General features: G+C 58.9%; 18 protein-coding genes and 6 pseudogenes. 11 read left to right on the plus strand and 13 right to left on the minus strand.

The genetic code is table 11. The features are described 5' to 3' along the window. Nucleotides 1-21: 21 nt before the first annotated feature. The 9 genes and pseudogenes from MTX23_RS27465 to MTX23_RS27505 all read left to right on the plus strand — a co-directional run. Nucleotides 22-165, plus strand: coding sequence for a hypothetical protein (locus MTX23_RS27465; RefSeq protein ID WP_280973277.1), 144 nt, complete (start codon nt 22-24; stop codon nt 163-165). A 323-nt stretch (nt 166-488) separates the two neighbouring features. Continuing rightward, nucleotides 489-689 (plus strand): annotated as a pseudogene (locus tag MTX23_RS27470) (IS5/IS1182 family transposase); the annotation flags it as partial. Between the two features lie 104 nt (nt 690-793). After that, nucleotides 794-1,025 (plus strand): annotated as a pseudogene (locus tag MTX23_RS27475) (hypothetical protein). A 474-nt stretch (nt 1,026-1,499) separates the two neighbouring features. Further along, a complete protein-coding gene (locus MTX23_RS27480; RefSeq protein ID WP_280973278.1) occupies nt 1,500-2,639 on the plus strand; it encodes a methyltransferase domain-containing protein in 1,140 nt (379 codons plus the stop codon). Nucleotides 2,640-2,745: 106 nt separating this feature from the next. Beyond that, a complete protein-coding gene (locus MTX23_RS27485; protein WP_280973279.1) occupies nt 2,746-3,585 on the plus strand; it encodes an IS5 family transposase in 840 nt (279 codons plus the stop codon). Nucleotides 3,586-4,237: 652 nt separating this feature from the next. Further along, a complete protein-coding gene (locus MTX23_RS27490) occupies nt 4,238-5,077 on the plus strand; it encodes a gamma-glutamyl-gamma-aminobutyrate hydrolase family protein (RefSeq protein ID WP_280973281.1) in 840 nt (279 codons plus the stop codon). 362 nt (nt 5,078-5,439) lie between these two features. Further along, on the plus strand, nt 5,440-5,892 hold the full coding sequence (locus MTX23_RS27495; RefSeq protein WP_280973282.1) for a GNAT family N-acetyltransferase: 453 nt from the start codon (nt 5,440-5,442) through the stop codon (nt 5,890-5,892). A 361-nt stretch (nt 5,893-6,253) separates the two neighbouring features. Next, nucleotides 6,254-6,472: pseudogene (locus tag MTX23_RS27500) on the plus strand (helix-turn-helix domain-containing protein); the annotation flags it as partial. 337 nt (nt 6,473-6,809) lie between these two features. Next, nucleotides 6,810-7,016: pseudogene (locus MTX23_RS27505) on the plus strand (transposase); the annotation flags it as partial. Nucleotides 7,017-7,039: 23 nt separating this feature from the next. On the opposite strand, the pseudogene MTX23_RS27510 reads toward MTX23_RS27505, so the two are convergent. The 4 genes and pseudogenes from MTX23_RS27510 to MTX23_RS27525 all read right to left on the minus strand — a co-directional run. Continuing rightward, nucleotides 7,040-7,734, minus strand: a pseudogene (locus tag MTX23_RS27510) (transposase); the annotation flags it as partial. Nucleotides 7,735-7,939: 205 nt separating this feature from the next. Beyond that, on the minus strand, nt 7,940-9,262 hold the full coding sequence (locus tag MTX23_RS27515) for a reverse transcriptase domain-containing protein (protein ID WP_280973283.1): 1,323 nt from the start codon (nt 9,260-9,262) through the stop codon (nt 7,940-7,942). A 1,212-nt stretch (nt 9,263-10,474) separates the two neighbouring features. Next, nucleotides 10,475-11,018, minus strand: a pseudogene (locus MTX23_RS27520) (transposase); the annotation flags it as partial. A gap of 829 nt (nt 11,019-11,847) precedes the next feature. Beyond that, on the minus strand, nt 11,848-12,006 hold the full coding sequence (locus MTX23_RS27525) for a hypothetical protein (RefSeq protein WP_280973284.1): 159 nt from the start codon (nt 12,004-12,006) through the stop codon (nt 11,848-11,850). Nucleotides 12,007-12,799: 793 nt separating this feature from the next. Here MTX23_RS27525 and MTX23_RS27530 point away from each other — a divergent pair. Continuing rightward, nucleotides 12,800-13,999, plus strand: coding sequence for an IS256 family transposase (locus tag MTX23_RS27530; protein ID WP_280973221.1), 1,200 nt, complete (start codon nt 12,800-12,802; stop codon nt 13,997-13,999). Nucleotides 14,000-14,261: 262 nt separating this feature from the next. Here MTX23_RS27530 and MTX23_RS27535 read toward each other — a convergent pair whose 3' ends face one another. Further along, a complete protein-coding gene (locus MTX23_RS27535) occupies nt 14,262-14,582 on the minus strand; it encodes a hypothetical protein (RefSeq protein WP_280973285.1) in 321 nt (106 codons plus the stop codon). Nucleotides 14,583-14,928: 346 nt separating this feature from the next. On the opposite strand from MTX23_RS27535, the gene MTX23_RS27540 reads away from it, so the two are divergent. Further along, entirely contained in the window at nt 14,929-15,243 is a 315-nt protein-coding gene (locus MTX23_RS27540; protein WP_280973286.1) for a hypothetical protein, read from the plus strand. Between the two features lie 304 nt (nt 15,244-15,547). On the opposite strand, the gene MTX23_RS27545 is transcribed toward MTX23_RS27540, so the two are convergent. The 8 genes from MTX23_RS27545 to MTX23_RS27580 form a co-directional block, all read right to left on the minus strand. After that, the gene (locus tag MTX23_RS27545; protein ID WP_280973287.1) at nt 15,548-16,384 is read right to left on the minus strand and encodes a Crp/Fnr family transcriptional regulator; all 837 of its coding nucleotides are present in this window, start codon (nt 16,382-16,384) and stop codon (nt 15,548-15,550) included. 497 nt (nt 16,385-16,881) lie between these two features. Continuing rightward, nucleotides 16,882-17,019: a hypothetical protein gene (locus tag MTX23_RS27550; protein ID WP_280973288.1), complete on the minus strand. Its 138-nt coding sequence runs from the start codon at nt 17,017-17,019 to the stop codon at nt 16,882-16,884. Nucleotides 17,020-17,549: 530 nt separating this feature from the next. Then, nucleotides 17,550-18,218: an XRE family transcriptional regulator gene (locus MTX23_RS27555; RefSeq protein ID WP_280973289.1), complete on the minus strand. Its 669-nt coding sequence runs from the start codon at nt 18,216-18,218 to the stop codon at nt 17,550-17,552. 797 nt (nt 18,219-19,015) lie between these two features. Beyond that, complete coding sequence (locus tag MTX23_RS27560) at nt 19,016-19,492, minus strand: Lrp/AsnC family transcriptional regulator (RefSeq protein ID WP_280973290.1); 477 nt, start codon at nt 19,490-19,492, stop codon at nt 19,016-19,018. A gap of 218 nt (nt 19,493-19,710) precedes the next feature. Continuing rightward, nucleotides 19,711-22,032, minus strand: coding sequence for a N,N-dimethylformamidase beta subunit family domain-containing protein (locus MTX23_RS27565; RefSeq protein WP_280990746.1), 2,322 nt, complete (start codon nt 22,030-22,032; stop codon nt 19,711-19,713). 147 nt (nt 22,033-22,179) lie between these two features. Then, the gene (locus MTX23_RS27570; RefSeq protein ID WP_280973292.1) at nt 22,180-22,539 is read right to left on the minus strand and encodes a hypothetical protein; all 360 of its coding nucleotides are present in this window, start codon (nt 22,537-22,539) and stop codon (nt 22,180-22,182) included. 36 nt (nt 22,540-22,575) lie between these two features. Then, the gene (locus MTX23_RS27575; protein WP_280973293.1) at nt 22,576-24,912 is read right to left on the minus strand and encodes a N,N-dimethylformamidase beta subunit family domain-containing protein; all 2,337 of its coding nucleotides are present in this window, start codon (nt 24,910-24,912) and stop codon (nt 22,576-22,578) included. A 46-nt stretch (nt 24,913-24,958) separates the two neighbouring features. After that, the gene (locus MTX23_RS27580) at nt 24,959-26,614 is read right to left on the minus strand and encodes a branched-chain amino acid ABC transporter permease (protein ID WP_280973295.1); all 1,656 of its coding nucleotides are present in this window, start codon (nt 26,612-26,614) and stop codon (nt 24,959-24,961) included.

The following is a 26,614-nucleotide window of genomic DNA, read 5'->3' on the forward strand; positions in this document are numbered from 1 at the left end:
ACGTGGTTTTGGTTGCCCAAGATGGCCGACGACGAAAATCGCTGGAGCCTAGCCTCTCCCACTCCAGCCGTCCTGCTCGAAGGCAATGGCGATTATTGCATCGCCCATTCCGAAGCCGGGCATATCGGCGATCGCGGCTTGCATTTCTTGAACAGTCCGGAGTGATGGCTTTCCGATTCGATGAACCGGTACAGTTCTGCATTCAGATGGCGGACTCAACTCACCCTTTCTGGGAGGGACGTACCGTCTAACAGAGTTTAGGCCGAGGCAGCCCCAAAGACGAAGCCACGGTCATGCGCTAGCCAACCCGCGCATGAGAGCTTGCTCAACCGTCGTTCTCTACCCTGCCTCCCGCTTTGGGCGCCCCTTAAATCCAGCGTCTGGGCGCAGCCAGGAAAATCATGCTCATCCAGAGCAGGCTGTTGAAAAAGGCGCTCGCCGCGGACTGGCCCGTGATTCATTGGCTCCAGCGAGATTCGGAGATGGCGGTGCGCGGCGGCGACAATCGAACAGGCGAGCTGTTCAGCTACGTTGACCTGAAGGCGCGGGTGCGCCGTGATCATCCGCTGCGCGCGATCCGGACGACCGTGAACGAAGCGCTGTCAGCGCTGGTGCGCAAGTTTAGCTTGCTCTATTCTCCGGACTGGTGGCCGTCGATCGCGCCGGCGATGCTGCGGACAATGTTACTGTAGGTATTTTGTTCGATCCGAACGGGGCGGCTTTTGAGGCGCGTCGTCAAACGCCGACATGGCCTCGACCGCTGTCGCTATAAGGGCTTCGCCGGGATGGAGCGCTGGGTCGGCCTCGGCGTGACGGTGAAATTGCCTTCGGTGCCCTGAAGGGCTCCTCGACGTCTGCTACGGCGCGCGAGCGGCCTGCGCAGAGTTCTCATGGGAGGGGCACAAACGACAATGATCCTGCCTGTGCTCGCGGATGGGCTACGATCGGCGCTGCGGGCAGGCTCGTCGGCCCACTTACACATCTACAATGGCGACGATTCGGCGTTCGTTTGCGAACGCGGCTGAGTTCTTCCAACAGCCTAGGCGAAGGCCGCATAAGGACGCCCCACCTGGTCTCCCAGTTTTATTGTCTTTCTCCTGACGGGCGAACCGGAATTCTGGCGGCTGCGCTATAGTGTTAGCCGACAGCTCGCCCGTACACCTATCCAAGATAGTAGTATCGTCGCAAGGTACTCGTCGATACCTTTGTTCGACCATAAGCTGGTCCGTTGCGGATGCCGCTTCGACCTCAGGCCGCAGCACTGCGCGGAACGTCGGAATCATCAGTCAATGTCGAGAAATGCCATCGTTCTGTTTGGAGAGGCCGGCCGTACGTCCACGCGGCTCAGCGTCTTGGTCTCCATCCTATTATTCTATTGGCTAATCCAACTCAGTGAGAAAGGTCGGCGCTAATGTACAGATGGCGCGGTGCGCCAGCGGAGTGCGCCTTCCCCAGCGCTTCTGTCGGCGATGCCGATTGCTCAGTTTGGGTACGATCCGATGAAGCATTATGAAGAATCGGAAGGGGGAAGGAGGCTTCGTGGACACGCCTTGGAAGTCGCGTCGCTCACACGTGGTGATGGCACTTTACATATTTCAAACGCTGACTGGCGAGAGCAAGACAAACATGCTTATGGGCTTACGGAGAATTCAGAGATGCGAACCGAGCTATACATGAATGGATACAGCTTTGAGGAATATCTCGACTACCTGCGTCATGATCATCCCGAGTTATATAGTCTTCTTAGTCGCGAGAGATGTTCCGACGCTGAGCGGCATTTTGCGAAAATGAATATGAGCTCGTGGGAGTTCGAGGATGAGAAAGTAGGCGGCCGCGGCATTGCCTACAATTCCGCACAGAAGAGTACGGACAACCGAAAAGTGGGCATGGGCACACTTCTGAAGTGCTTCTCACCTTCCCTCGAATCTCCTGGTCAGGATTTCAGGATCCTGGATGTGCTTGGCGGCGATGGGACCTTTGCACGGTTTTGTAAAACGCTTGGACATCACACTCCGACGATTTATACAGCCGACATCTCGAAATTCATGATCGACGCCTGCCACGCCCAAGCGCTGCCATGCGTGCGCCAGTCAGCAACGCGAAGCTTGTTCCGTGACAATGTACTAGACGGCGTTCTTATTGCTTATGGTAGCCATCATCTCGATAGCGACGCAAGACGTCTGGCAGTTCGCGAAGCGCACCGTACGCTGAGAGCGGGACGCTGCCTTGTATTGCATGATTTTGAGATCGGTGGAAGATGCGCCAACTGGTTTGACAGCGTTGTGCATCCTTACTCGCGGACGGGGCACCCGCATGCGCATTTCTCGCGCCACGAAATGTTCGATCTCCTTACATGCGCAGGGTTTCGCGACGTCAGGGTATTTGAAATCAGCGATCCGTTCACTCTGCACGGAAGCTCACCAGGGGAAGCCAAGCGCAATGCAATCACGCACATGTACGACATGTATGACCTGATCAAGATCGCAGGCTCGGCATGCGATATCGCGCGTTGCCTTGAGCGACACATAGCGGAAACGCTTGGACCCATATCTATCCGACAGGAAGAACGCCGATATGTGGCACAAATTTCGCGTCGCGCGCTGGTCGCTTTGGGTACTAAATCGACCTATGACAGCTAGTGGAGGAGTAGTGATGAGCAGTCTCAGAAGCCGACCGGAAATTAAAGTTGGGTGATTTCAGCAGGTTGTGATTCTTCGAAAGTGTTCGAAGCCATCGGAGAAGCAGATGACCTGGACCGAAATCACCCGCTGTCAGCATGACAGACGATCGCTCCGTTATGCAAGCGATTGCACGGATGCTGAATGGGCCTTGATCGAGCTGTTGATACCAGAGCCGAGCAAGGTCGGGCGACCACGCAAGACCTGCATGCGATCGGTATGGGATGCGATCCAGTACATTGCGACGATGGGATGCCAAGGGGCGCTTTTGCCGAAGGATTTTCCTCCCTTCACGACGGTCCAGTACTATTTTTACGGCCTGTGCGACAGTGGGGTGTTGGATTTGATCAATGAAGCCCTGGTTGAAATCGCGCGTAGGCTTGCTGGGCGGGAGCCGCAACCAACGGCGGCGATCATCGACAATCAATCGGTCAAGACGGCCGAGAGCGGAGGGCCACGCGGCTTTGATGCGGGCAAGAAGATCAAAGGTCGCAAGCGCCACATCGTCACCGATACACAAGGAAATTTGCTGAGCGCCATCGTGCACCCGGCCAATGTTCAGGATAGGGACGGCGCGCTGGCCGTCATCACTTTGGCGTGTGCGAGCTATCCGACTATTACACACTTGTTTGCTGACGGCGGCTACGCCGGCGAAAAGCTTGAAAACGCGCTCCGGAAAATCGACGGGCCCACGATTGAAATTGTCAAACGCCCAGATGACGCAAAAGGCTTCGTTATTGTTGCCCGACGCTGGGTCATCGAACGCACATTGGCATGGCTCAACCGCTGCCGACGTCTCGCCAAAGATTGGGAGGCCTCCGTAGCCTCGGCTGAAGCATGGCTCCTTATCGCGTCAACTCGACAACTGGTGCGCCGCATCGCTAGATTGGCCAACGTCAAGTCATGAATTTTGAGTCAGACTCTCAGAGGCATTCTGATCGAGGATCTCTTCGTACAATTCGAGAAGGAAAGGATCCTTCCGACCTGTTCTGCAGGAGCTCAGGCTCAATTCGATCGCGCCGTCATCCCTGCGGACTCGATCGGAACAACGAATTTGTAGTCACTTCGCAAGCTACATGTAAGAGGAAGAACCATGACATCTAGATGCGACCTCATCAAAGTAGGGCTGGCCGCCGGAGCGGCATTCTCGATGGCGACGATCCTGCGCGTGCAGACCGCACCGACTGCTGCTCAGACAGTCCGCATGACTATGGAGAATCCTCTCGCCACGTTCAATCCGGTCTTCGCGACTTCTGACACCACGCGACACCAGTGGCCGAAGGACGGGTCGTCACTTGTCATGCGCGCGTTCCGACCACAGGAATTCGCGAGGCAGCCGGCTGCGCTGGCCAGCGCTTCACTCGAAGCGACGAGTTTGACGCCAACTACGGCATGAAGAGGAAAACAAGGAACGAGAGAGAGAGAGAGAGAGAGAGAGATCTATGGGAAGCCAACAGTACGAGAACGATGTTGCGGACCACTTCGCAATGGTGGCAGCCGGCAACGAAGGGCGATGAAGTTTAGAAACCGCTTTCGCAGAGAGGGAAGAGGCTCGCCGTATGGGACAGGGCGGGGACGCAAAGGGCACCGCATTTTCAATCGTGCAAGACATCCGCGGTTCGCGACGAGGTCAGCCACTAGTTGCTGTCTCGGCGGATGTTCGCGAATTGCGCAACTATCTATGGCACGCGGCTCCCCAACAGTACCTTGAAGCGGCGATTGTCGGGGCTGGCGTATTTCCTTTGCTGGTCCCTTCCTTTGGTGACAGGCTTGACCTCGACCAAGTCTGCGCCGCTGTGGATGGCGTGATGATTACGGGCTCGGGGTCGAACGTCCATCCCTCTCTCTATGGCGGCGATGCAAGCGAAGCAGATGGCCCGTATGATCCAGCACGGGATTCAACAACGTTGCCTTTGATCCGCAAGGCCATCGACAAGGGGATTCCGCTGCTCGCCATCTGTCGCGGCCTCCAGGAAATGAACGTCGCATTGGGCGGCACGCTAGCGACAGAGATCCACGAGCGACCGGGCACGCTCGACCATCGGGCGCCACCGAGCGGTAGCCGAGATGAGGCGTTTGCGATACGCCAGTCAGTGACCATCAAGCCTGAAAGCTGCCTGTTCGGAGTGCTTGGCGCGGGCAAGATCAACGTAAATTCCCTCCATCGTCAGGCAGTCGACCGGTTGGCGGCACAGCTCGACGTCGAAGCAGTCGCCGACGATGGAACTGTGGAGGCGGTGTCGGTACGCAATACAAGAAGTTTTGCCGTCGGCGTCCAATGGCATCCCGAGTATTGGGTGAAATCCGACGAGCCCTCCGCCCGCATTTTCCGTGCCTTCGGAGATGCGGTTCGTGCCCACGCGGCAACTAGGATCCGCGCACTGCTAACCGCTCGTTGATTTCTAATGATGGGTCTACTTTGCTGGACTATGCACCTGAGCAAACTTTCAACCATGGATCCATCATATTTGGCTTCGCTGAAAGTGATGCCCAAGTCGTGGGGGCCGTAAAACGCGGCCACGTGATGCACGAAGCAGATGTCCGCTTTGCCTCCAAAGTGATGCTGTCACTGCGAGCAACAAATAGGCGCCGGACAAATAAGACACGTACACGCTGCAATATTGCTAACTGACCGCTTGTATCGGTTCGTGTGCGCTACTGAGCAATTCGAGTGTAATCTGGTTGCGTTTATCTCCGATTCGGAAACTCATCTGATGTCGATTTCTGCGCTACTATAGTCTGCACGCAAAGGGAAGAGAAAATGCCGGACATCGTCGTAACTGATGTAATCGCTTCCTCCATCGTAAAAGCAATCGAGGAGGGTAGCGACGATTTCATTGACGTTATCACCGGCATCGGCGATACTCATCCCATTGCTGTGATCTTAAAGGATCCTGAAACCCAGCGTGTTCTAGGCGGCGCGATGGGAGTTTCATCCGTGGGGTTGTTGTTCCTAGACTCGTTCTTTTTGCCCAGGAAATTTCGCGGAAGGGGCCTTGGAACAACGATTTTGAAAGAATTTGAAAACGAAGGTCGACGGCGTGGCTGCCGATCGGCCTTCCTCTACACTATCAACTTTCCAGACTTCTACGCTCGAAATGGGTGGAAGGTCTTCGGCCGAATACCTAGCGAACCCCCTGGAACATTCCGGGTTTTTATGACCAAGAGTTTAGAGTACTTTCATAGGTCTTCGTCTTCAAAGGCCTCTTCTTGATCAATTCTATCAGCCCCGTGCAACTTAGCAGGCTCTCGCAGAAGTATGCCACGGCTTGGCGATGAAGTCCGCCTCATCGCCGCCATCGAAGCAAATCTGGCCTTCAAGAGTCCCATCCTCTTGAAGCTCGGCCCACCCATTGCCGGAAGCTTCCTCCATTTCGTCGTTGCCAGCCCAAGTGAACTCCACGGCACCACTATCGGCAGTGCCGTAGATCGCACCTGTGGCGCGTCCGAAGGCGGAACTCACTGCCGGCTTTGCCGAACAGGATATAATACCAACCCGCTGAGGTGCTGACTCACGACGGGCATTCCCAAATCAGAGGATCGATGATTCAACATGGCAACTGGAGGGAGTTGCCATGGGCCAGCCGATTGCGGTTCGAACGGATTTTTCAGCGGTTGAGCTTCGCCGGCTCGCGCGGCGGTCGAAGGACAGCGATCAGGTCCGGCGCCTTCTGGCGATCGCTGCGGTGCTCGATGGCGCATCGCGGGCGGAGGCCGCCAAGGTTGGCGGGATGGACCGGCAGACGCTTCGTGACTGGGTGATCCGATTCAACAAGCAAGGGCCCGATGGTCTGATCAATGTTCCCGCGCCAGGCGCGCCGGCGAAGCTCAACACGGAGCACCGGGCGTTTCTGGCGCGGATCGTGGACGAAGGGCCGACCCCGCCCATCCATGGCGTGGTGCGGGCGTGGTGCGCTGACGGGCCTGTGACCTGATCATGCGGCTGCATGAGGAGTTCGGCATCTCGGTGTCAGACGATACGGTCTATCGAGCCCTCAAGGACCTCGGCTTCTCACACGTCAGCGCCCGGCCGAGAGCGTACAAGCAGGATCCCGAGGCGATCGAGGCATCTAAAAAACTTCCACGCTCGCGTGGAGGAAATCCGCAGCAGCCTTGCTGCCGGACACCCCGGTAGAGGTGTGGTTTCAGGATGAGATGCGGGTGGGGCAGAAGAACAAGCTCACCTATCGCTGGGCTAGAAAGGGAGCGCGGCCGCGGGCGGCTCACGACCAGCGCACGCAATCGACCTACCTGTTCGGTGCCGTGTGCCCGGAGCTCGGAACCGGCGCGGCACTGGTTCTGCCCCTCTGCAACAGCGAGGCCATGCAGCTTCATCTCATTTAAGCGGCAAGCGGAGGCCATCAGGCCGCGTGGTTCCATGGCATAAGCGTGTCGATTTCGCTGCTCGGCCAGCCGTTGGCGATACGCTGAAGCGTTACGGCGAGCCAGGCGAACGGATCGACGTTGTTCATCTTCGCCATCTGCAGCAGTGTTGCGATGGTCGCCCAGGTTTGTCCGCCGCCGTCGCTACTGGCGAAGAGGTTGGTCTTTCTCGTAATTGTTTGTGGCCTGATGGCGCGTTCGACGATGTTGGAGTCGAGCTCTATGGCGATCGTCAGTCGGGAAGCATTCGAAGATGGCAGCGCGGGAGACGGCATAACGGATTGCTTCGGACAGTTTTGATTTGCCGGAGATGATTCCGCCGCAAAGGTCTTCTGCCAGAGATCGAATAGATCTGCGACACCCCCGCCGAGGTTTTCTGGCGCAACAACGCGTGCGTCGGGGCTTTTGGCCGCGCACAGTTTTCTCGACCTGCCAGAGCTTTGCCATCCGCTCGGGACCGTCGCCGTTGCCACTCCAATGTGATGCCATCATTGCCGCGATCGGATCGCGCGAGCTTGTCATAGGCGGCGTCGCCATCCACATCCAGGATGCCGCGATGGCCACTGAGATGCCGGACAGCACATTCGCCGGAGCGGATGTCTTCTAAGCGATAAACCACCATCGGGGGACGGCTGCAGCGAAAGGTTCGGTCATCTCGGGCATAGGCCCATAAGTGGTCGTCCGTGAAGAAGTCCCCAAGGCGTTGAGCAGGAATCGGTTTTTGACGCCGCCAGGGTAGATTGCAAGCTTTCGAGAGTTGAAGCCGCGAAAGCTTGCGATTTCGTATTAAAGATTGATCGGGATAGGGGGACGTCTCGCGACGCCACCCTCCCACACCACCGGGGCATACGGGTCCGTACCACGGCGGTTCGATCGAGTTAAGCCGGCACAGGCATGAAGATTCGGGAGATCAAGAGAGTCGAACACATGATTTGTAGGGCGTGTTGAACCGCCGGGTGTCCGGACATGCGCCAGAGTCCCGTCGGTGAATCGGCAGCGACCGATGCGGCGACCTTCGCGATGCCGAGGCCGCGAAGCTCCGTGAATCGGTTATGCCCGTTCCGCCATTGCCGCCCGAGATACAAACGCATTCTCCGGCGGATCCAGGCTTCCAAGTTCGTTAGCACGCGCGGGGTCTGACAGAAGCCGAAGTACCCGCGCCATCCGATGAGGTATGGCTTGAGGTCGGCGATCATCTGCTGCAAACTGATCCCTCGCGTCCAGCATGTGATTTCTCGGATTCGATCTTTGAACTTGTCGAGAGCTTTCGGCGCAATGCGTCGCTCGCTCCCGTCATTCGCAATGCTGACTCCAAGAAATTTACGTTGCTCGGGTCGCGCCGCCGCGCTTTTGGCCTCGTTGACTTTCTTGCGGAGCTTGTCGGTCATGAACTGGCTTATCGAGGCCCTCACCCTCTCGCCGGCGTGGTGACTGCGAACATAGATGTTGCAGTCATCCGCGTAACGGTGACCACGTCGAGCCAATTCCTTGTCGAGATCGTCGAGCACGATATTGCTGAGGAAGGGCGAGAGCGGATCGCCTTGCGGGGTCTCTTCGTCCACCGGTCGGACCAAACCATCTTCCAATACACCGGCATTCAGGAATGCCCGGATAAGCTTGAGCATGCGTTTATCGGGTATCCGTGCGGCGACGCGTGACATCAGGATGTCGTGGTTAACTCGGTCGAAAAATCCTTCCAAATCGAGATCAGCCACTACGTTGTAGCGTAACGCTGTGCCTGGGCTACAGCCTGGTGGACAGACCACCCCGGCCGAAATCCGAAACTGTGCTCCGAAAATGTCGGATCCCATCGCTCTTGAAGAACTTGCAGCACGGCTTGTTGAATCAGGCGGTCGACGACACAGGGGACGCCGAGTTTCCTGACTCCGCCGTCCCGGCTTCGGGATTTCGACCCGCTTAACCGGCTGCGGCCGATAGTTTCCGTCGAGCAGTCGAGACTGAATGTTTGGCCAGTGCTGACGCAGGAACGCCTTCGCGTCGTCGATGGTCATCCCATCAACGCCAGGGCTTTCTTTGTTCCTTTTAACACGCTTGCACGCTCGTTCGAGGTTCTCTCGGTCGCACACCTCCTCCATTAGTTGTTCCGTGAAAGCCGAGTTTTCGGTGGCTGATTTCGCCATGAATGGTTCGGTCTCCTCGTCACTGCGCGCCGGGGCTTCATCCCGGTCCTTCGGTTCCAAGGCCAGCTCTTGCTGGTTGTTCTGCCGCTTTCAATTCACGAGATACCAGTCCTACTTGCCTCTCTCAATCGTCGGCCTTCAGCCATCGTTTCCGGCTCCGCCCATCTGTTTCTCCACCTTTCGGCCTTGGAGCGCCTCAATAGCTTTGCCGACAGCCTGACCTAATACGCCCTCAGCTGACTTCTGCGCGGCGGTCAGACGACCTCGCGGTCGTCTCAGTCGCCCGAAAGCGGCACCGGGCAGATCTCCCGGGGTAAGCTCAATGGCCTTCGGTGCACAACCGCCGGATCTACGCTTCGCATCCTTGATGGATCTGGACTTCGCGATGTGTCGCCTGCTCACCCGACGCTTGCGCCTCATATCCGGTTTTTGTTCATCGGCTCGCACCTTTGATCCACACTTCCTTCAGAACCCGCCTCGCGAGACGGCAGCCCTTGCGTTTCAATAACCCTTCACCTCCATCAGGCTGGGTGGAAGACTTTCACTTCCGAGCTATTTGAGCATGCCCGGCACACAACGAAGCCTGGCGCGGCATTTGAGGAGAGGTAGTAACGGCCGCCTCCTGTCTGAGAGGACCGAGAGTTTTCAGAGCGCAACCCTTCAGACAGGAAGTTTTTCGATGGCCCAGATGAGCGCTCTCCGCCGAGGCATGATCGAGAACATGACGGTTTCGAGACAGCATAACTCGGGCAAGAGCGAGGACCCCTGGGGTTGTGGTGATCCCACTTCATGGCCGTGCACGATCGAATCCACGTCCCGGCTCAGTACGGGATAACCGTTGGATCACGAGGTGCACGAAGGGTGGATGCAAACTGGCCAACGCGCCGCGAATGTCGGGAGCAGACTTAAGCTGGCGTGGAAGTCAGGAAGGCGCCATCTGAAAAGCCAGCCTTCCAGCCGTATCGGGGAAAACCCGCCGTATGGAATGATAGGGGGGATCGAGGAAACGTCGGCATCATTCGAAGCCCGGTCCGCGCCTCGATCCTACCCGACCAAACCACATCGCTCCCGAGTCATGCGTGCGTGGCCGTGAGGCCACGAGCGAAGCGTTGACAGGGGTGCGCGAGGCCAAGCTTGGCTTCGAGCTCGAGATCGTGGCCAACTACATCCTCAGCGAGGTTAAGAAGGCCGAGCGGTTTTTGCCGACGAAACCACCTTGCCGACGCTCATTCCCGGCTCGAGATCGACGAAAACGGCTTACTTAGTCGTCCGTTAAGAAGCCCATTTGAGCCCGGTCGGGGCGGTGAGGAGTTGCGACAAGACGTTCCAGATTAGGCGCAACAGGAGCCTCAGCCAGGCGAGGACGAGGCGGAGATTGTGGCCGACGGCGGAGAGAATGACGTTGGCGGCATCGCCCTCGCACCCCTTGAGATAGCAGCGGCGGAGATGTCCGTCGCTCTTCATGTTGACCAATCACAGACTCGATTGCAGAGCGGCGCCTGAGCTCGCGTTTGATGATTCCGAAGACGCCACGCTTCTGGCCGGAGATGGAGACGCGTCGCGGGGCTGTGGCGTTGTGGCCACGATAGCCCTTGTCGACATAGGCGCGCTCGATCGGGCAGCCGGTGAGCGTCTCGGTGGCGTCGATGACCTCGCCGAGCGTGTGGCCGTCATAGGGGTTGCCCGGCAGCGCCTTGGCGTGCAGCACGAACTGGCCGCCCGGGCCGCGGCCGTTGGTGGTGACGATTGAGGCCTTGATGCCGAACTCATAAGGCGCCGAGGCTTTGCCCTTGCCGATGCAAGCGACCTCGATCGCGCGTTCGCAGCGCGCCGGTCTCGTGCGCCAGGCGTGCGACCTCATAGAAGCCGGATTGAACGAAGCTGCGGAGTTGTGGGCGTTATGGTGATAGTGCAGCCGGTGCGCCTGCGGAGAAGGCCCGCCTGTGGTCGCCGCGCGTGGGCGGGATATTTATCGGATGTGAGCAGCCGCATTGATCGGGCCGACGGCGCGATGGAGCGAGCGGTTTGCTGCGCTAGGATGCGCGGCCGAACGATTGGCGGGATGTTCGGTGACGAGCGCGGCCACGGCGACATCGGACGTTGCCACCAAGAAGACGGAAGGGGTGGATAGTGCAGACGCTTGTCATGACGTATCACAACGAAATGGCTGGTCGCGCGCGCATGGCGGCTTATACGCGATGCCTTCGCCGTGCGGGAGCGCCTGGGCGGCCCGCGAGTGGTTCCGGGCTTTCGCTATCCATTGTCCGGGCACACCGTCCTCTACGACCCCGGGGAGCTCGATCACCGTCAATTCCAGCGCAGCGATGTCGACACGGCCTTCGCCGAGAGTAGAGCGGCTCGGCACTCCCAAAACTCCAGCAATCCGTTTCACGCGGGCGATGACTTTCGTGGCTTACTGGTTCACACATCTGCTACGGTCTGTCAGTTTGCTCGCCCCCTGCACGCATCTGACCGGTTGCCCAGCCAGCGGGGCTTTTACATCCGGGCTTCCAGCGGGTTGGTCGCCCTTCCCGCTGCAGGATATAACACAGCGACTGGACTCCTCTGTTGGCGGGACTCTCACCCGCTAGAATGGCAGCTAGCCTCGCTGCACCTACTCCTTCATCGTAATGGACTTGCACCATCTACTTCTTGCCGGTCTCCTGGCGAACCCAGTCCATCCTGTCCACCAGTGCCATCAGCCGTGCGGGATTCATCTGCACCCGATGATGCCCGATCCGCGGCCAGCCCTCGCGCATGCCATGGCGGATGCGCACCTCGCCGGCCACAACCGTCACCGCCACGCAGCCACATAGCTGCTCGTGTCGATCTCGACGGCACGATCGTTGCCGCCGAGCGGGCCAGTTCGCGCAATGATCCGAACGACGGCTGTCCGCCGAGCGGCTTCAACTGGTGTGCCTCGTCACGCGCAAAGCGAGCGATCGGCGCCTCGCCGGTCGTGCCGTGGACACGCATTTCGCCACCTCACGCTAGGAAGCATGGGCTGGGTTCGTTCGAGGGTCTGAATTTGGCTCTTCACAGCGACGCAAAGCACCACGGCTTTTGTCAGGTAGATTTCCAGCGGATCAACTGCTCTGGAAGAGGTGAGGATTGAGCAGGCCGGAATTACTGAGTAAGTCAATTGCGGGTCTCAAGGGCGGTCGTGCTCACTTGGGAAGCCACGTGATCCTGCATTGAAGCGCGCCGCGTGTCTTCGGCTACAATGCGACTCATAGCAGCCAAAACAAATTGTTGCGGGCGCGCTGTATCAATGTCGACGTTTAGATCATTTGACGAGCTCATTCCGCGAGCATTCAAAATCTAAAGCGACTTCGGAAAAGTCCGGCTCAAATCCGAGCGACCGCACAAAAGAAGGAGACTACTTACGTTACGAGGCAGACGCCTCTCCAACCTCGACGATCACCTCAGTACCTCAGTTTGGTCGTGTCCCCATTGGTGGTGTAGCTCGGTAGAGCAAAGCCGTCCGCACGCGCGCCCTCCCATGGCGCCGTAGCGGGCGGGCGGCTTTGCGGTGGTCACCGGCAGTTCGCCGGTAGGGTCGGGTTGCTGATACCAACCTGATTCGAGGAACCACCGATGACCGATGAGATGATGAACCTCCGCACGCTCGTGGAGAAGACCCCTGATGCCGATCTGCTGCGCGAGATGATCGGCTTTGCCGCCCAGCGCCTGATGGAGCTGGAAGTGGAAGGCCAGACTGGGGCCGCCTATGGCGAGAAGAGCTCCGAGCGCCTGGCGCAGCGCAACGGCTACCGCGACCGGACCTGGGAGACCCGCGCCGGCACGGTCGAGCTGCGTATCCCCAAGCTGCGCAAGGGTTCCTACTTCCCCGGCTTTCTGGAGCCGCGCCGGATGGCCGAGAAGGCGCTCACCGCCGTGGTGCAGGAAGCCTATGTGCAGGGCGTCTCCACCCGCTCGGTCGACGACCTGGTGCAGGCGATGGGCATGAGCGGCATCTCCAAGAGCCAGGTCTCGCGGCTGTGCGCGGAGATCGACGACAAGGTGAAGGCGTTCCTCGCTCGCCCGATCGAGGGCGATTGGCCGTATCTGTGGATCGACGCCACCTACGTGAAGGTGCGCCAGCAGGGGCGCATCGTGTCGGTCGCGGTGATCGTCGCGGTCGGCGTCAACAGCGATGGCCGGCGCGAAGTTCTCGGTATGGACATTGGTCCCTCGGAGGCCGAGACATTCTGGACGGCGTTCCTGCGCAAGCTCGCCCGCCGCGGCCTGCGCGGCGTCAAGCTGGTCGTCTCCGACGCCCACGAGGGCATCAAGGCGACCGTCGCCAAGGTGCTCAACGCCAGTTGGCAGCGTTGCCGCGTGCACTTCATGCGCAACGCGCTGGCCCATGCCGGCAAAAGCGGACGGCGTGTCGTCTCCGCCTTCATCGCCACTGCGTTTGCCCAGGACGATGCCGAAGCCGCACGAGCGCAATGGCGAAAGGTCGCCGATCAGCTCCGCCCCAAGCTACCCAAGCTCGCCGGCTTCCTCGACGAGGCCGAGACCGATGTGCTGGCCTACATGACGTTCCCGCCGCAGCACCGCACCAAGCTGCACTCGACCAACCCGATCGAGCGCCTCAACGGCGAGATCAAGCGCCGGACCGAGGTCGTCGGCATCTTCCCCAATGAGGACGCCATCGTCCGCCTCATCGGCGCGATCCTGCTCGAACAGAATGATGAATGGGCCGTCCAGCGCGCCCGTTACATGACGCTGGAAACCATCGCGCCGTTGAGCGATGATCCAACCGTCAGTCTCCCGGCTATCGCCAGCTGACCAGTCCGGCTCTTGCCGGCGAACGCGGTGTCCCACCGCCAGTTACACCACGCTCAGGGACACGATCCCTCAGTTTAACTGGCCCTACCAGATTTCGTGCGACTGAAAGGCCCTTCTTGCCGGGCATCCAAAGGGATGGATCAACGTATTGGATAGCCACTTCAGGACCGGCCAACGGGCGCGCGGCGTGATTGTTCGTGCGAGATGCACTGCGAAGGAACACGATTGGTGTGCTTACACGGAATCAGCATCGATTTACCGGTCAGGTCAGGATCAAAGGCGATTTCGGCACGTATCCCCAAGTCGCAGTTTGGCGCGGGCACCAGTCGCCGTCCGCAAAAGCTACGTGAGCCTTATCGATTTCTCGCGCTGCGTCGCGGGCGTTGACTTCCCTGGCCTGCGCGAGGTTCTTGCCGGTGATCGGTGTTTGCACCGCGACCGGCCGGTTCCGAATAGCTGCGGCACCTGACGCGAATTCAGTGCGGAGCCCGTGGGTTTCAACGGCAAGAGCGTTTGTGCCGGCTAGCACCGGACATGTCAGTTTTCCAAAAAACGCGTTGATTTGGACGTCGCTGTCCAGCATTAACACGCGATGACCGCTTGATCGAGCTGAAACAACACTTTCGCCAATCGTTATTGATAGTCAGGCTGCCGGGCGGAGCTGGAATTGGGGAGATCGGAGTGCTTCGGTGCCGGAGCGAGCGCGGCTCGCGATGAGGCGCCGACTCAGTCCCGATCCCTGCAACGCCTCGGTTCCACCTGCACCGAAACGTCGCGAATTCGGCCCAACGCGTCACGCGCGCGCAAGCGCACGTTCCGCGGGGTTGAAGCTGCGCGGCGGGTTCGATATCGCGGCTATCAAGTCCGCCCCAACGCCGTCACGAAGGGCGCGCATGCGATGCGTTTGGCGCCAACGAACAACCGAAAGGGTGTTCGAGTTCAAAGTTCTCTTCACGAACGACGGCGAGGCCGGTCGCCGTCGACTGCCCGAGTCCATCGTCGTCGGCCGTCACATCCGCTATCGCTCGGACGAGGCAGCGCCATCTCCCCACGGGCGCCTCAACGGCTCCGGCGTCGCTTCGGCCACCGTGGCGGCGGACAGCCCTCGCAATTCGCTCAGGTTGGACGGCCAAGTTGGACTTTCGAAGTTTCAGGACGAGCCTCGATTCTGGGTCGGGGGCAATGGGAATGCCGAAGCGCCGCGCGACGTTGTACGTGAGTCCGCTGAAAACGCTGGACGATGAGGCCGCGGTTGAAACAGAACAAGACCTCGTGTGGGGTCGCACGCTAGTACACTGGCAGCATCTCCAAGCTCACTCCATATTGCGTTTTAGTCTGCTGCTCTATCGAGCCACAGGAGATCTCAGCAGCTAGATTGTCCAAGAACGTCGCGGTTTCGCCGCTTAGACGCAAGATCGCTCCTCACATGAGGCCAAGTAGCGCTCCCATTACAAAGATCTTCCAAACTGCTTTGAGCTCACATTGAGCCCGCAACCGTGGCGGAACCCTACACTGAAATCATTGACGCAGAGCACCTTGGGGATTTTGCTAGCTCATCGGCTCGGATGTTGAGAATGCGGACTGAGACGAGGCATAAGCGCTTGAGACTAGCTTGTAACAACAGCATGCCTTTTGCTCGAGGGATTCTCGCTCGTCGATCTGCAAGACGCCGCGCATCTTGCGAATCACGCCTTGTTCTTCGAATCGAAGTAGCGTCTCCGTAACCCCGGCGCGGCGCAATCCCAAAACAGAGGAAAGATAGTCATGGGTAACTGGCAGCACGCGTGCGTCAACAGCGTCACTCGCTAGACACAGCCAGCTCGCGAGCCGCTGCTCGCGATCGTGCCGAACTCCGCACAATCCTGTCTGGACGCACTGAAATGTCAGCGCCTGAAGGTACTCAAAGAGACGCTCTCGGATCCCCGGCCGCTCCTTCATCACCCGATGCAAATCCTCGACCCGGATCCTATGCGCGCTTCCGGGAAATAGCACCACAGATTGATGGGTGGAGGGATACCCTCCCCATAAGAACGAAGTGCCGACGACACCCCGATATCCTATTACCGCCGTTTCAAGCATGCTTCCCGCCGCGACAATCCTTAGCGAGACGAGGCCCGATTCGATGAAATAGACGTGTTCGATAGGCCTTTTCGGTTCTTGCAGAATCATACGTTCTCTCAGGACGATCGGCTCAAGGAGCTGCCCTATCGCCGCGAGATCTTGCAGAGAAATTTTCGCAAGAATCGCGTTTTTGACGAAAGACTGCCTATCAGGACACACCGTAGCAGGCCGGCGAAGCATTTGATGTGCGCCGGGCACTGGCTTGAGAGCTACATTTCCGGAACTGTCAAGCGCTTCCAGTACAGCAGGCACGTGGTCGGTCATAGTGCGGTCCGTCCCCTAGCATCTGAAATTTCTGCGGGCCCGACCCCCACAACTGTAATGATGATTTGATTTTGATTAACTGCAATCAACCTCGTGCCGACGCTCGAATCCCGCTTTCAAGAACCCCTTTTCGATGGATTGCAACCCATTCGTCCGGCGACGCTTTCAATTGCCCGGAAATTCTCTTCGAACTAAACCATGACACCCTGCGTGATGCGGCACAGCCCGCGCCCGCGTGACCGCGTTGCTGGGCGCTAGGTCGCTGGTGCGGCCGAGATATCTGTGCCTAGTCACCACGATCCGCCCGCTCAGCGAGACCAGCCCCTCGTCTCCTCAATGAGTAAAATCTATCATCGCACACACCGCATCCTCCCCTATGTTAAGTGTCAGCGAAATTCGCAAAAGGACTGTGCCCCGGCGGTACAGCTGGCCGCCAAATTACAGGGCCGTTGCGGCCACCCCATGCAGACGCGATCGGCTGGGGACATTACGCGGTGTCAATGACCGGCCGCCTTGTCCTCGTTCCACAGGTCGATCAGGGTGCTTTCCGGGTACTTTTCGAGATTGGCAAGCAGCACCAGCATGTCCAGCCGTTCTCGACGCGCCCGCCCATCCCGACAATGCCGCCGCTGCACACCTTGATGCTGACATGCCGGACACCAAGCGGGTCGATGCGGTCTTGCAGCGCGCGGAAACTGTGATCTTGGCACAGAGCTCGAGCGAGGTGTCGACCAAACGCGATCGATGATAGATGGCGAGTGCGACCTCGATCGCAATCTCGTCGACCTCTCAAAGCTGCTCCCCTCTCAATCCTATAAATAAGTGAGGATATGGCGACTTTCGGAAACGGGAGACAAATCATTCGTAACGTCGGCGATCGCGTTGCGTGGCGGTCAATGCACGGCCGATCAACCAAGGCGCGCGGATCCATCATATCGTGCGCAGGTCGACGGCGTCATGTATGCCTGTGGTCACGCCATGCGTGGCCCGATCGTGATCGGCACCGGCGGTGGGTTTTGAGAAGGCTGGTCTCGAGCAGAAAACCCCGCCAACTGGCAGCCCGCGAAGAAGGAGGCTCCCTACGACGAATCAGATGTTCTCAGTAGGGTCCACTTCCACGATTGAACAAACGTCGGTTTGCCGAATTTGATCTGATCACCAACGATTATTCCGCATATATGATGATCGTGATGAACTGAATGCGGTCATCCAGCAGCTTTTCCGGACCGTGAAGAACGCCGCCCGAGAATGTGAAGGCATCCCCCGGCTCAACGAGAAACGTTCTGTCGCCAAAGCGATACTCCATGCGGCCGCTCAGCATGTAGATGAATTCAGTGCCGGGATGCTGAAACCGCGGATAGCTCTCGCTCTCCTTATCCATGTTGATGAGGAAAGGTTCGAAGAGCTTCCGCGGACCCTTGTGATATGAGAGCAAGCGATAGGTGTGCCCGTGCTTGGTCCCTGAGCGCACCACCTCCATTTGGTCAGAGGCCTTGATCAGTTGAGCCTCGCCTCTCGCTTGCTCGATCTCGCTAAACAAGGTCGGAAGGTCAGTGCCCAGCACCGCACAGATACGCTCAAGCAGCACAAGGCTGGCGGTGGACTGTCCAGTTTCAAAGCGACTGAGCATCGGGACCGAAATGCTTGCGGCTGACGCAACATCGCTGAGCGTAAGTCCTCGCTCGACCCTGGCACGGCGAATGGCAGCGCCCGTCCTCTCGTCGATCGGCGGCTTCGCAACCGCAGTTTCGGCGGGAGCTGGAGCCTGCTCCGGAGCCCGCCCCTTCTTGACATTGCCCCGGCGCTTGTGGTCGGCCCGCTTGACCTTGCTCAATTCGACGTCTCCTGTAGGAATTCACCTGTCAGGATATGACGTCTTGAGCATTTTTGCACCTACCGACAGCACGCCGTCGCCTTTTTGCCAATGCTTCTCCTCGCCAATCCGCTCGACTTGGGGTAGCGGCCCCGACGTCTCCATCGGGACGACCTCGTTGCGAGTCCCGCATGCAGTCGGCTGCTCGCGACTGGCGACACGTAAGGATCACGCGAAGGGTTCATCTGCTCGAGCTGACCCGCCAGTCACAAGAGAATCTCATCTCGTGCTTCCTTCGCAAGAAACGGAATGCCGATTGGCAAGCATGCCTTTTCAGTACACTGGAGCAGAAATTGCGAGCTGTCCCGACGCGTTGGCCAGCGGCGTGAAGGCTTTGTACGGACTGCTCATTCGTCTAAATTCAAAAAGTTGCACTGCGCAGGAAACCGCCCTTGCGTCATCGACGCAAGAGGAGCGGTGGGCATACGAACTCGCTCGCAATCCCTCATGGATTCTTCCGCGATAGGATCGATACGCCTCATCATGCCCAGTGTCTTTACGTATTCTCGCGCAGAATCTGTCCTGGCGCACGCGTGCCCGCCAGCCATCGCCGCCTCAAGATCGTCAGAATTAAGCCCGCACTCCTTTGCGGCCCGTTCGCGGTCCACGGCCGACCCCATGGCCAGAGCAAGAACGTGAGCATGACGGCGTACGATACAAATTCGGGTTAGTCGATGCGGACGATAGTCGCTGGCTCAGATGATACCAGTCGCGTGCACTGAAGGAGGCACCATCCAATCCAGTGACGTCAAGTTCGATCACCTGCACGCGATAGACGCCATTGGTAAAGTGAAGCCGGCCTTGAATCGGTCCAAAACGACCATCGTGTCTATACGCTTGATGTCTGGCGTTTCATTTACGAGGCGCCGGGTAAATTGCTCGTACTCTTCCATACTATGAGCCGTCACCAGCAGGACGATTTCGGCCTGACCGGTCACGTAGAATCCGCTCATCACCTCAGTCATCTTGCAGATTGAGCGTTTGAAGCGATCAAGGATGTCGGCCCGAGAGCGCTCGAACGAAACGAGGGCCAACATGGTTACGTTCCGTCCGATGGCTTTCGGAGAAATGATTGAAACGTCCGCTTCTATCACGCGTTTCGATCGCAGGCGCTTCAGTCGACGCTGAACTCCGGATGCAGACAAACCGACCCTTTCGCCGAGCGCTTCACTGCTCAGACGATTGTTGTGTTGCACGAGATCAAGAAGACGAGCATCGAGTATGTCGAGTTCCATGGCGCTGCCGTCAACGGAGTGCGATCGCCTGGTCCAGGCGCACGGAGTGGGTCTGCCAAGTGGGCCTGTGATCTCGAAAACCTCCTCTCTACTATCGTGCTCGAATGTTACAGCTTCACAGCTAGGACTCCGGCGTTACGAGCATTTGTTGCCGGGGCCATTTGTCCGGCCGCCGACGACGAGGTTGCGAGCCCCCAGCAACACTTGGCGAGATTGCTTCATCGCCATTGCTTCTCCTCGCTGATCCACCACGATCCGGGCAGCGCTCCCGGCCTCACGAATGCGTCCACGACATTTGCCAGCAGCCGAGACACGTTATTGTCGAAATTGTCGACCGGCAGCGCTTGTCCAAAGGCGACGGATCCGGCGGAGAAGACCGCACCATGGTGCGGCGCCGTGAAATAGGCCATGTCGGCGCGGACCCGATAATCGTATGATCCTGACAGGCCCTCGAAGGCATAGTGAATGACCTCGGGGTTGACCAGGTAATTATCAGTGTGGCCACCTGAAGAGGCGATCAGCTTTGTATGCGGTGGCGTTCCGAGCGCCGGATCGCAGCGGTCTAGCCCCACGCCAGCAGCGCCGCCATAGGCGAGACCAAAATCTCCGATGATCTCGCCATCGATTCCCTTGGTGAGCCAGGAGACTGTCCGGTGATAGCTGTCCGGCATTCTGCGATAAAACTGGCTCTTTCCGTACCCTTCCGAGATGAAGCCAACGCCCACGACCTTTTGCGCCGGCCTGCCTTGTGCCCGCCACGCCCCTCCTTTTTGACCATTGGTGGCCATATAGTATTCGCCGGGGCGCGCATCCCAGGTTTTCCAGGCCGGACCGAATTTGCGGCATTCCATCACCCATGGCTCATTGTCGCGGAACGCCACGCTCCAGTGAAAGCCATTGCCGCCGAGATAAATGTAGCGGCCACCGTTTGCGATGTAATCCTCAGTCGCGTCCAGCATCCGTTCGGAATAGTACTCCGGATGCGTGCCGCTGATGACACAGGTGTACGGTTCGAGCGCCGCGACCCCTTCACGTTCCAGGTCTTCGTCGGTCAGAACGTCGTACTCGTAGTTCTGGTGCTCGAGCCAGGCGATGACCGACAGGTCGGCCGGGAATTGCCAGGCAAGGTTTGTGCTGGATGAGCGGTATTTCGGGCGCAGGTTGATGATCGGGCGATGATAGGAGCTATAGCAAACGCCCTGCCCGTCGGCATGGTGATCGCAGGCGGACAGGCTTAGGTCGGAGCGCTCCGCGAGTTCGACGTCGACCTCGGACAACACGGCCGGCATGCCGGTGACGGGTTGGGTGATTGGTGCCTCGAAGCTCTGACGCTCATTGGCGTAGGCGATATAGCTTGCGGTTGGAAACAGGAACGCGATCCGGCTTTTCGGCGCCTTCGGACGGACGAAGAACGGGATATATTCTTCGCCCAAGCCGGTTCCTTCACCTGCGCGCAGGCGGATCGCATAAGCGCCGCTTCGCAAAGTCTCAGGCAGCCTGACCGCCTTGGTCACATTCCAATTGCAGTCGGTCAGGGCGTCGGCGTGGAATTCGATGCCGCCATATTCCTGTGGCGCAAGGCGGAAGCAATCGTTGCGGCCGCTCCAATTCCAGCCGGTCTGCCCCCGCACCGGCCGATTGCGTCCCTCGGCGTGCAGCCGAAAAGGACCTATGTCAGTGACGGTGTCGCCGATACCTGTCTCGCTATAACCGGTAGCTGTATCCCAATAGGCCACCATACCTTGCGAGGACGGCTTGTGGCCGGATCTGATCTGACCCAGTTCCTCGGGCGAAAGCGCGCCATCAAACAGTCCGGGTCGGTCAATCTTGCCGCAATAGAGCTGCGATACGAACTGACCGCAGCCGTCCTGCCAATCCCACGCGCCGCCGATCAGAAATGGCGTGCCGGAAAGATTCTTCTGCCGCGCCTGAAGGCTGCGAGACGTATGAGCGCGGTGTTCGACAAGCGCCACTCTGCTGAGCAGGCTGTTGTAGCGATTGAGCACGCCGTCCTGGAACAGGCGCGCCTGACCTGTCGCTCCATCGAAGGCGGCCGCCACGAAATACCACGTGTTCGCCTGCAGAGGGACACTGGCTTCGAGACGATCGATCTTTGCACCTTGTCCCACCATGAACTCGAGCCGACCGTTCTCCGAGATGCCGAGGGAAAATCCACATCCCTCCTTGTCATCCCAGCGACCGATCAGGGATTGTCGCCATCCGGCTTGCGGCCGCGTCGGGCAGATAAAGGCAAAGGCGGTCAGACTGCCTTCCAGCGCCAAGTGGCGCGCGGGGTCGGTTACCTCCAGGAACGAGCCGAGCTGGGTGTACTGCTTTTCGACTCGCCAAGTGCCGTTTGCTTCACAGTTGATCTCTTCCTCCATGAACCCTGGTCCAGAAGGATGCTGATCGCCATGGATCAGCCGCACCAATTTCGCTTCGGCACGATCGGTGCCTTCCGCATTCACATAAAACTGAAGGAGATCGCCAGGCTTGGCTGAAAGCTTGTCCGAATAGCCGAAGAGCTTAGCTGTTGTCATTTATGAACTCCAGAATTTTTCCGGCTTCAGTTCGGGGGAACAGGATCGTCAAAGCGACACAAAGTCCAAGTGACGGAAAGTCCAAGTGACGGAAAGTCCAAGTGAGGGAACGTCTAAGTGACGCAAAGTCGAAGCGACACAGTTGGATCAGGACTCGAGCAAGGCTTGCACGTTACGCAGAAAGATCGCGTGCTGTGCGTCCGTGTGAGAGGCGTACGTCTTCTGATCCACCGCCTTCGGAGGCGCACCGCGTTGTCCAGAAAGAGCCACCACCCGATAGGCCCTGAACGGCTCGACGGTCAGGATGGCATACCGCTCGGCCAGGGGCCGGCGATTGAAATAGAGCAGCAATCGATCCAGCGGCTCGCTGTGTTGGCCGCAAGGAGCGAGCCGGTGCTCCTCCATCACCTCGGCGGTGACGAGCGTTCGCAGGAACTCGCGCTGCTTTGCCTCGAACATCTCCTTGAAGAGTTCGTCCCTGTCCTCGACTTGCACTGCGTTCGGCACGTTTGTGACCCCTTTTTTGGATGTTTCCGGCGAGGCCTAGGAAGCAACAGGCTCTGCTTCCGGCGGCGTCGTTTCCGGGCGCGCGGCATCCGGTAGCGGCCCAGGTTTGGCGAACGCATTCACGACGTTTGCCAGCAGCCGAGAGACATTGTTATCGAAACCGTTTGCCGGCAGCGCCTGGCCGAAAGCAATCGAGCTGCAAGAGAATACGGCGCCGTCATTCGGCGTGGCGAAATAGGTCATGTCCGCACGCACGCGGTAATCGTAACTGCCCGTGATGCCCGGATGCTGGTGCAGTTGGACCTGCACATGCGTAATATAGTTGTCGGTGTGACCGCCAGATGATGCAATCACCTTCGCGTTCGGCGGCGTTCCGAGTGTCAGATCGTAACGGTCGAGCTCCACGCCGGCAGCCCCATCATAGGCGAGGCCAAAGTCGCCGATGATCTCTCCGTCGATTCCCTCGGTAATCCAGGCGAGCTGCGGATCATAGCTGTCCGGCATGCGGTAAAAAGGCTCGCTCCTGCCAAACCCCTCGGAGACAAAGCCAACGCCCATGATCTTCTGAGGCGGCCTGCCCAGACATTTCCAGGGGCCACCCTTTTGCCCCGTGGTGGCCATGTAGTGCTCGCCAGGCCGCGCCTCCCATGCCTTCCAGGTGTCGCCGAACTTGCGGCATTCGAGCACCCAAGGCTCATCCTGTCGAATGGCCACATTGCAATAGTATCCGTTGGCGCCGAGGTAGATGTAGCGACCGCCTCCCTCGATGTAGTCTTCCGTCGCGTCCATCATCCGCTCGGAATAGTATTCCGGATGCGTGCCGCTGATCACGCAGCGATATGGCTTGAGCGCAGCAACCCCCTCGAGATCGAGGTCCTCATCGGTCAAGACGTCGTAGTCGTAATTGTGGTGTTCGAGCCAAGCGATCACCGACAGGTCGGCAGGGTATTGCCAGGTGATATCCATGCTCGAGATGCGGTATTTCGGCCGCATATTGACGACCGGACGACGATAGGAGCTGTAACAGACACCCTGACCATCGGCCCAGGAATCGTAACAGCCGTGCCCGAATTCAGGGTTCTTGTACATTTCAACGTCGATGTCCGTCAGAATGGGCGTCATCCCCGTCATGCCCTGAACGATGGGAGCATCGAAGCTGAGATGCTCGTTGGCGTACGCTAGGTAACTTGCCGTTGGCACGAGGAAGGCGATGCGGCCGGTCGGCACCTTCGGGCGAACGAAGAATGGGATATATTCCTCACCGAGGCCCGTGCCGGGCCCTGCGCGCAAACGCATGGCGTACGCGCCGCTGCGCAGATCATCGGGCAGCTTCAGAGCTTTTGTTACCTTCCAATTGCAGTCGATGAGGGCATCGGAGTGGAATTCGACCCCTCCGTATTCATCTGGCGCCAAGCGGAAACAATCATTGCGCCCGCTCCAATTCCACCCTGTCTGCGCACGAACAGGCCGATTGTAGCCTTTCGCATGCAGCTTGAACGGACCGACGTCAGTTACCGTATCGCCGATTCCTTGATCGGTGTATCCGTGGGTCGTGTCCCAATACGCCACCATGCCTTTGGCCGGCGGCCTGTCCCCGCTCCTGATCAGGTCGAGCTCATCGCGCCCCAGCACGCGATCGAACAATCCAGGTCGATCGATCTTGCCGCAATAAAGCTGCGAGACGAAGTGCCCACGCTTTTCGTGCCAGTCCCGCGATCCTGCCATCAAGAACGGCGTGTCGGCCAAATGCTTCGGGCGAAACCGAAAGACTTCAGAGACGTGCGAATTGAGGTCGAGCGGCGCGACCTTGCCGAGCACGCTGTTGTACCGGTTGACCACGCCTTCCTGGTACAGCGTCGCGCGACCGGTTTTCGCATCCAGGCTCGCGGCCACAAAGTACCACATGTTGGCCTTAAGCGGCACTTCGGCTTCCAGGTAATCGACCTCGTCGCCCTGCCCGACCCAGAACTCCAAGAGCCCATTTTGCTTGATGCCAAGGCCAAACCCGCAATTCTTGTCGTTGTCCCAGCGCCCCACCAGGCACTGCCGGGTGCCCACCTGCGGCCACAACGGGTGGACAAATGCAAACACAGTGAAGCTACCCTCGAGCGCCAGCCGGCGCTCGATGTCCCCGACCTCGAGGAAGGAGCCGACTTGCGTGTATTGTTTTTCGACGCGCCAAGCTCCGTTAACGGAACAGTCGATCTCCTGTTCGACGAATCCTGGCCCTGCCGGATGCTCATCACCATGGATCAGGCGCACCAGTTGCGCCTCGGCGACCTCTGTCCCGTCGGCATTGACATGGAACTGGATGACATCTCCCGGCTTGACCGAAATCTTGTCCGAATAGCCAAAGAGCTTAACTTGTGCCATCTCGTGACTCCCCACTTTCAGCAGTGCCGCGTCTCAATTTGCGGCTTTAGGACTCGAGAAGATCCTGCACCCGGCGCAGAAACACCCCGTGATAGGCTTCCACAGGCGACCTGTAGATCTTGTCCTCGACCACGCGAGGGGCGACGCCCCGGTGACCTGAGAGCGCGACAATTCGGTAGCCGTTGATCGACTGAAGCGCGGTGATCGCGTATTTGTCCGGTTGCGGCTGATTCCTGAAGTAGATCAGAAGCCGCTCCAATGACTCGCTGTGCTGGCCCTGCGGCGCGCGCCGATGCTCCTCAATCACCTCAGGGGTCACCAGCTCTTTTAAGAACTCGCGCTGCATTTTGTCGTAGCGGCGGCGATAGACGTCATCCGGATTATCGGCTTCGGTCGCTTCCTCGGGCAGCATTTCGCCACCCTTCTCGGCGCGGGCGGAGCGACGCTCGCTCTTCTTCTTGTTTCTCCAGGTCCGGAACTGCTGCTTGATGCCGAACAGGCCGTTGCGAAGATAGAGCACAACGAACAGCATGATCAGCCCGATGATGATCAGGCGTATCGGTCCGAGCGTAATCAGGACTTTGTCGAAGAACACGACAATCAATGTCCCGACCACAGCGCCTTCGGACCGTCCGATTCCCCCGATCACGAGCATGGCGAGGCCCAGCAACACCGTGTCAAAACTGAAGATGGAGAACGCCACGCCGCCGTAATTTGCCGAATAGAAGCCGCCGATAAATCCCAGCCCGACGGAGGAGATCAGGAACACGCGCACGCGCGCCTGACGGAAATTGACGCCGGTAGCTTCGGCAAACGCCTCACGTTTTTCCGGCGCTATTCGCAATATGCGCCCGAGCCGTCGCCCATTGATGAAACGATAGAGCAGCAGCGCAAGCAACATCAGCGCAAAACAAGCATAGTAGGCGAGCTGCAGCTGTCCGGTCGAAGACCAGTCCTGGGGGATGTATGTTGCGGCACCATAGAGCCCGCCGGTGGCCGAGCCGAACTCTCTGGACGTCACGAAATACACGCGGCAGAGTTCATTGAGCCCGAGCGTCAACAAGGCGTAGTAGAAGCCATCGAGCCTCGTTGCCGGCAGCGCAATGATGCCCCCGAAGATGAACCCGACGATCGCTCCAAGCGGCGGCAACAGCCACCAGGGCAGGCCAAGGGTGGTCGACGCATATGCCGTAATGAATGCGGCCGTACCGACGATGGCATAGGTGGCCAGCGAGAAGATGCTCGCGGTGCCGATAACCAGCATCCAACACAGATTGATAGCGGCATAGATTCCGAAGGTCACGCCAGCCGTGAGCAGCGTGTTTTCCAGGCTCTCGGGGGCGACCAAGGGGACCAAGGCCAACGCGATCAGTCCCATCACCCACCAGATCGGACGCTTGTCGACAATGGTCTTTTCGCGTCGAAGGCTTTTGTCGTTGTACTCTCCCCGAATACGCAGCATGCGGCGGCGCGTCGGCCAGTAGCGGCGGCGGCGCCAGGTGCGTTGGCCGTGGCCTGCCCATTTGTGGTAGTACCGCAGCCGTCCGACCTGAAAGAGCTTGGTCCTTGAGGAGCGCGTTGTCTCCCAGATCTCCTGGTGACTGACGTAGGACGCGGTCGGAAGCTGTTCTACTTCCTGCCCGCTATCCCAGGCGAACAACGGGTTTCGCCACGTTCTTTGAGCTTGGCTGCCCTCAGTCAT

The organism is Bradyrhizobium sp. ISRA436 (assembly GCF_029910015.1).
Taxonomy (GTDB): domain Bacteria; phylum Pseudomonadota; class Alphaproteobacteria; order Rhizobiales; family Xanthobacteraceae; genus Bradyrhizobium.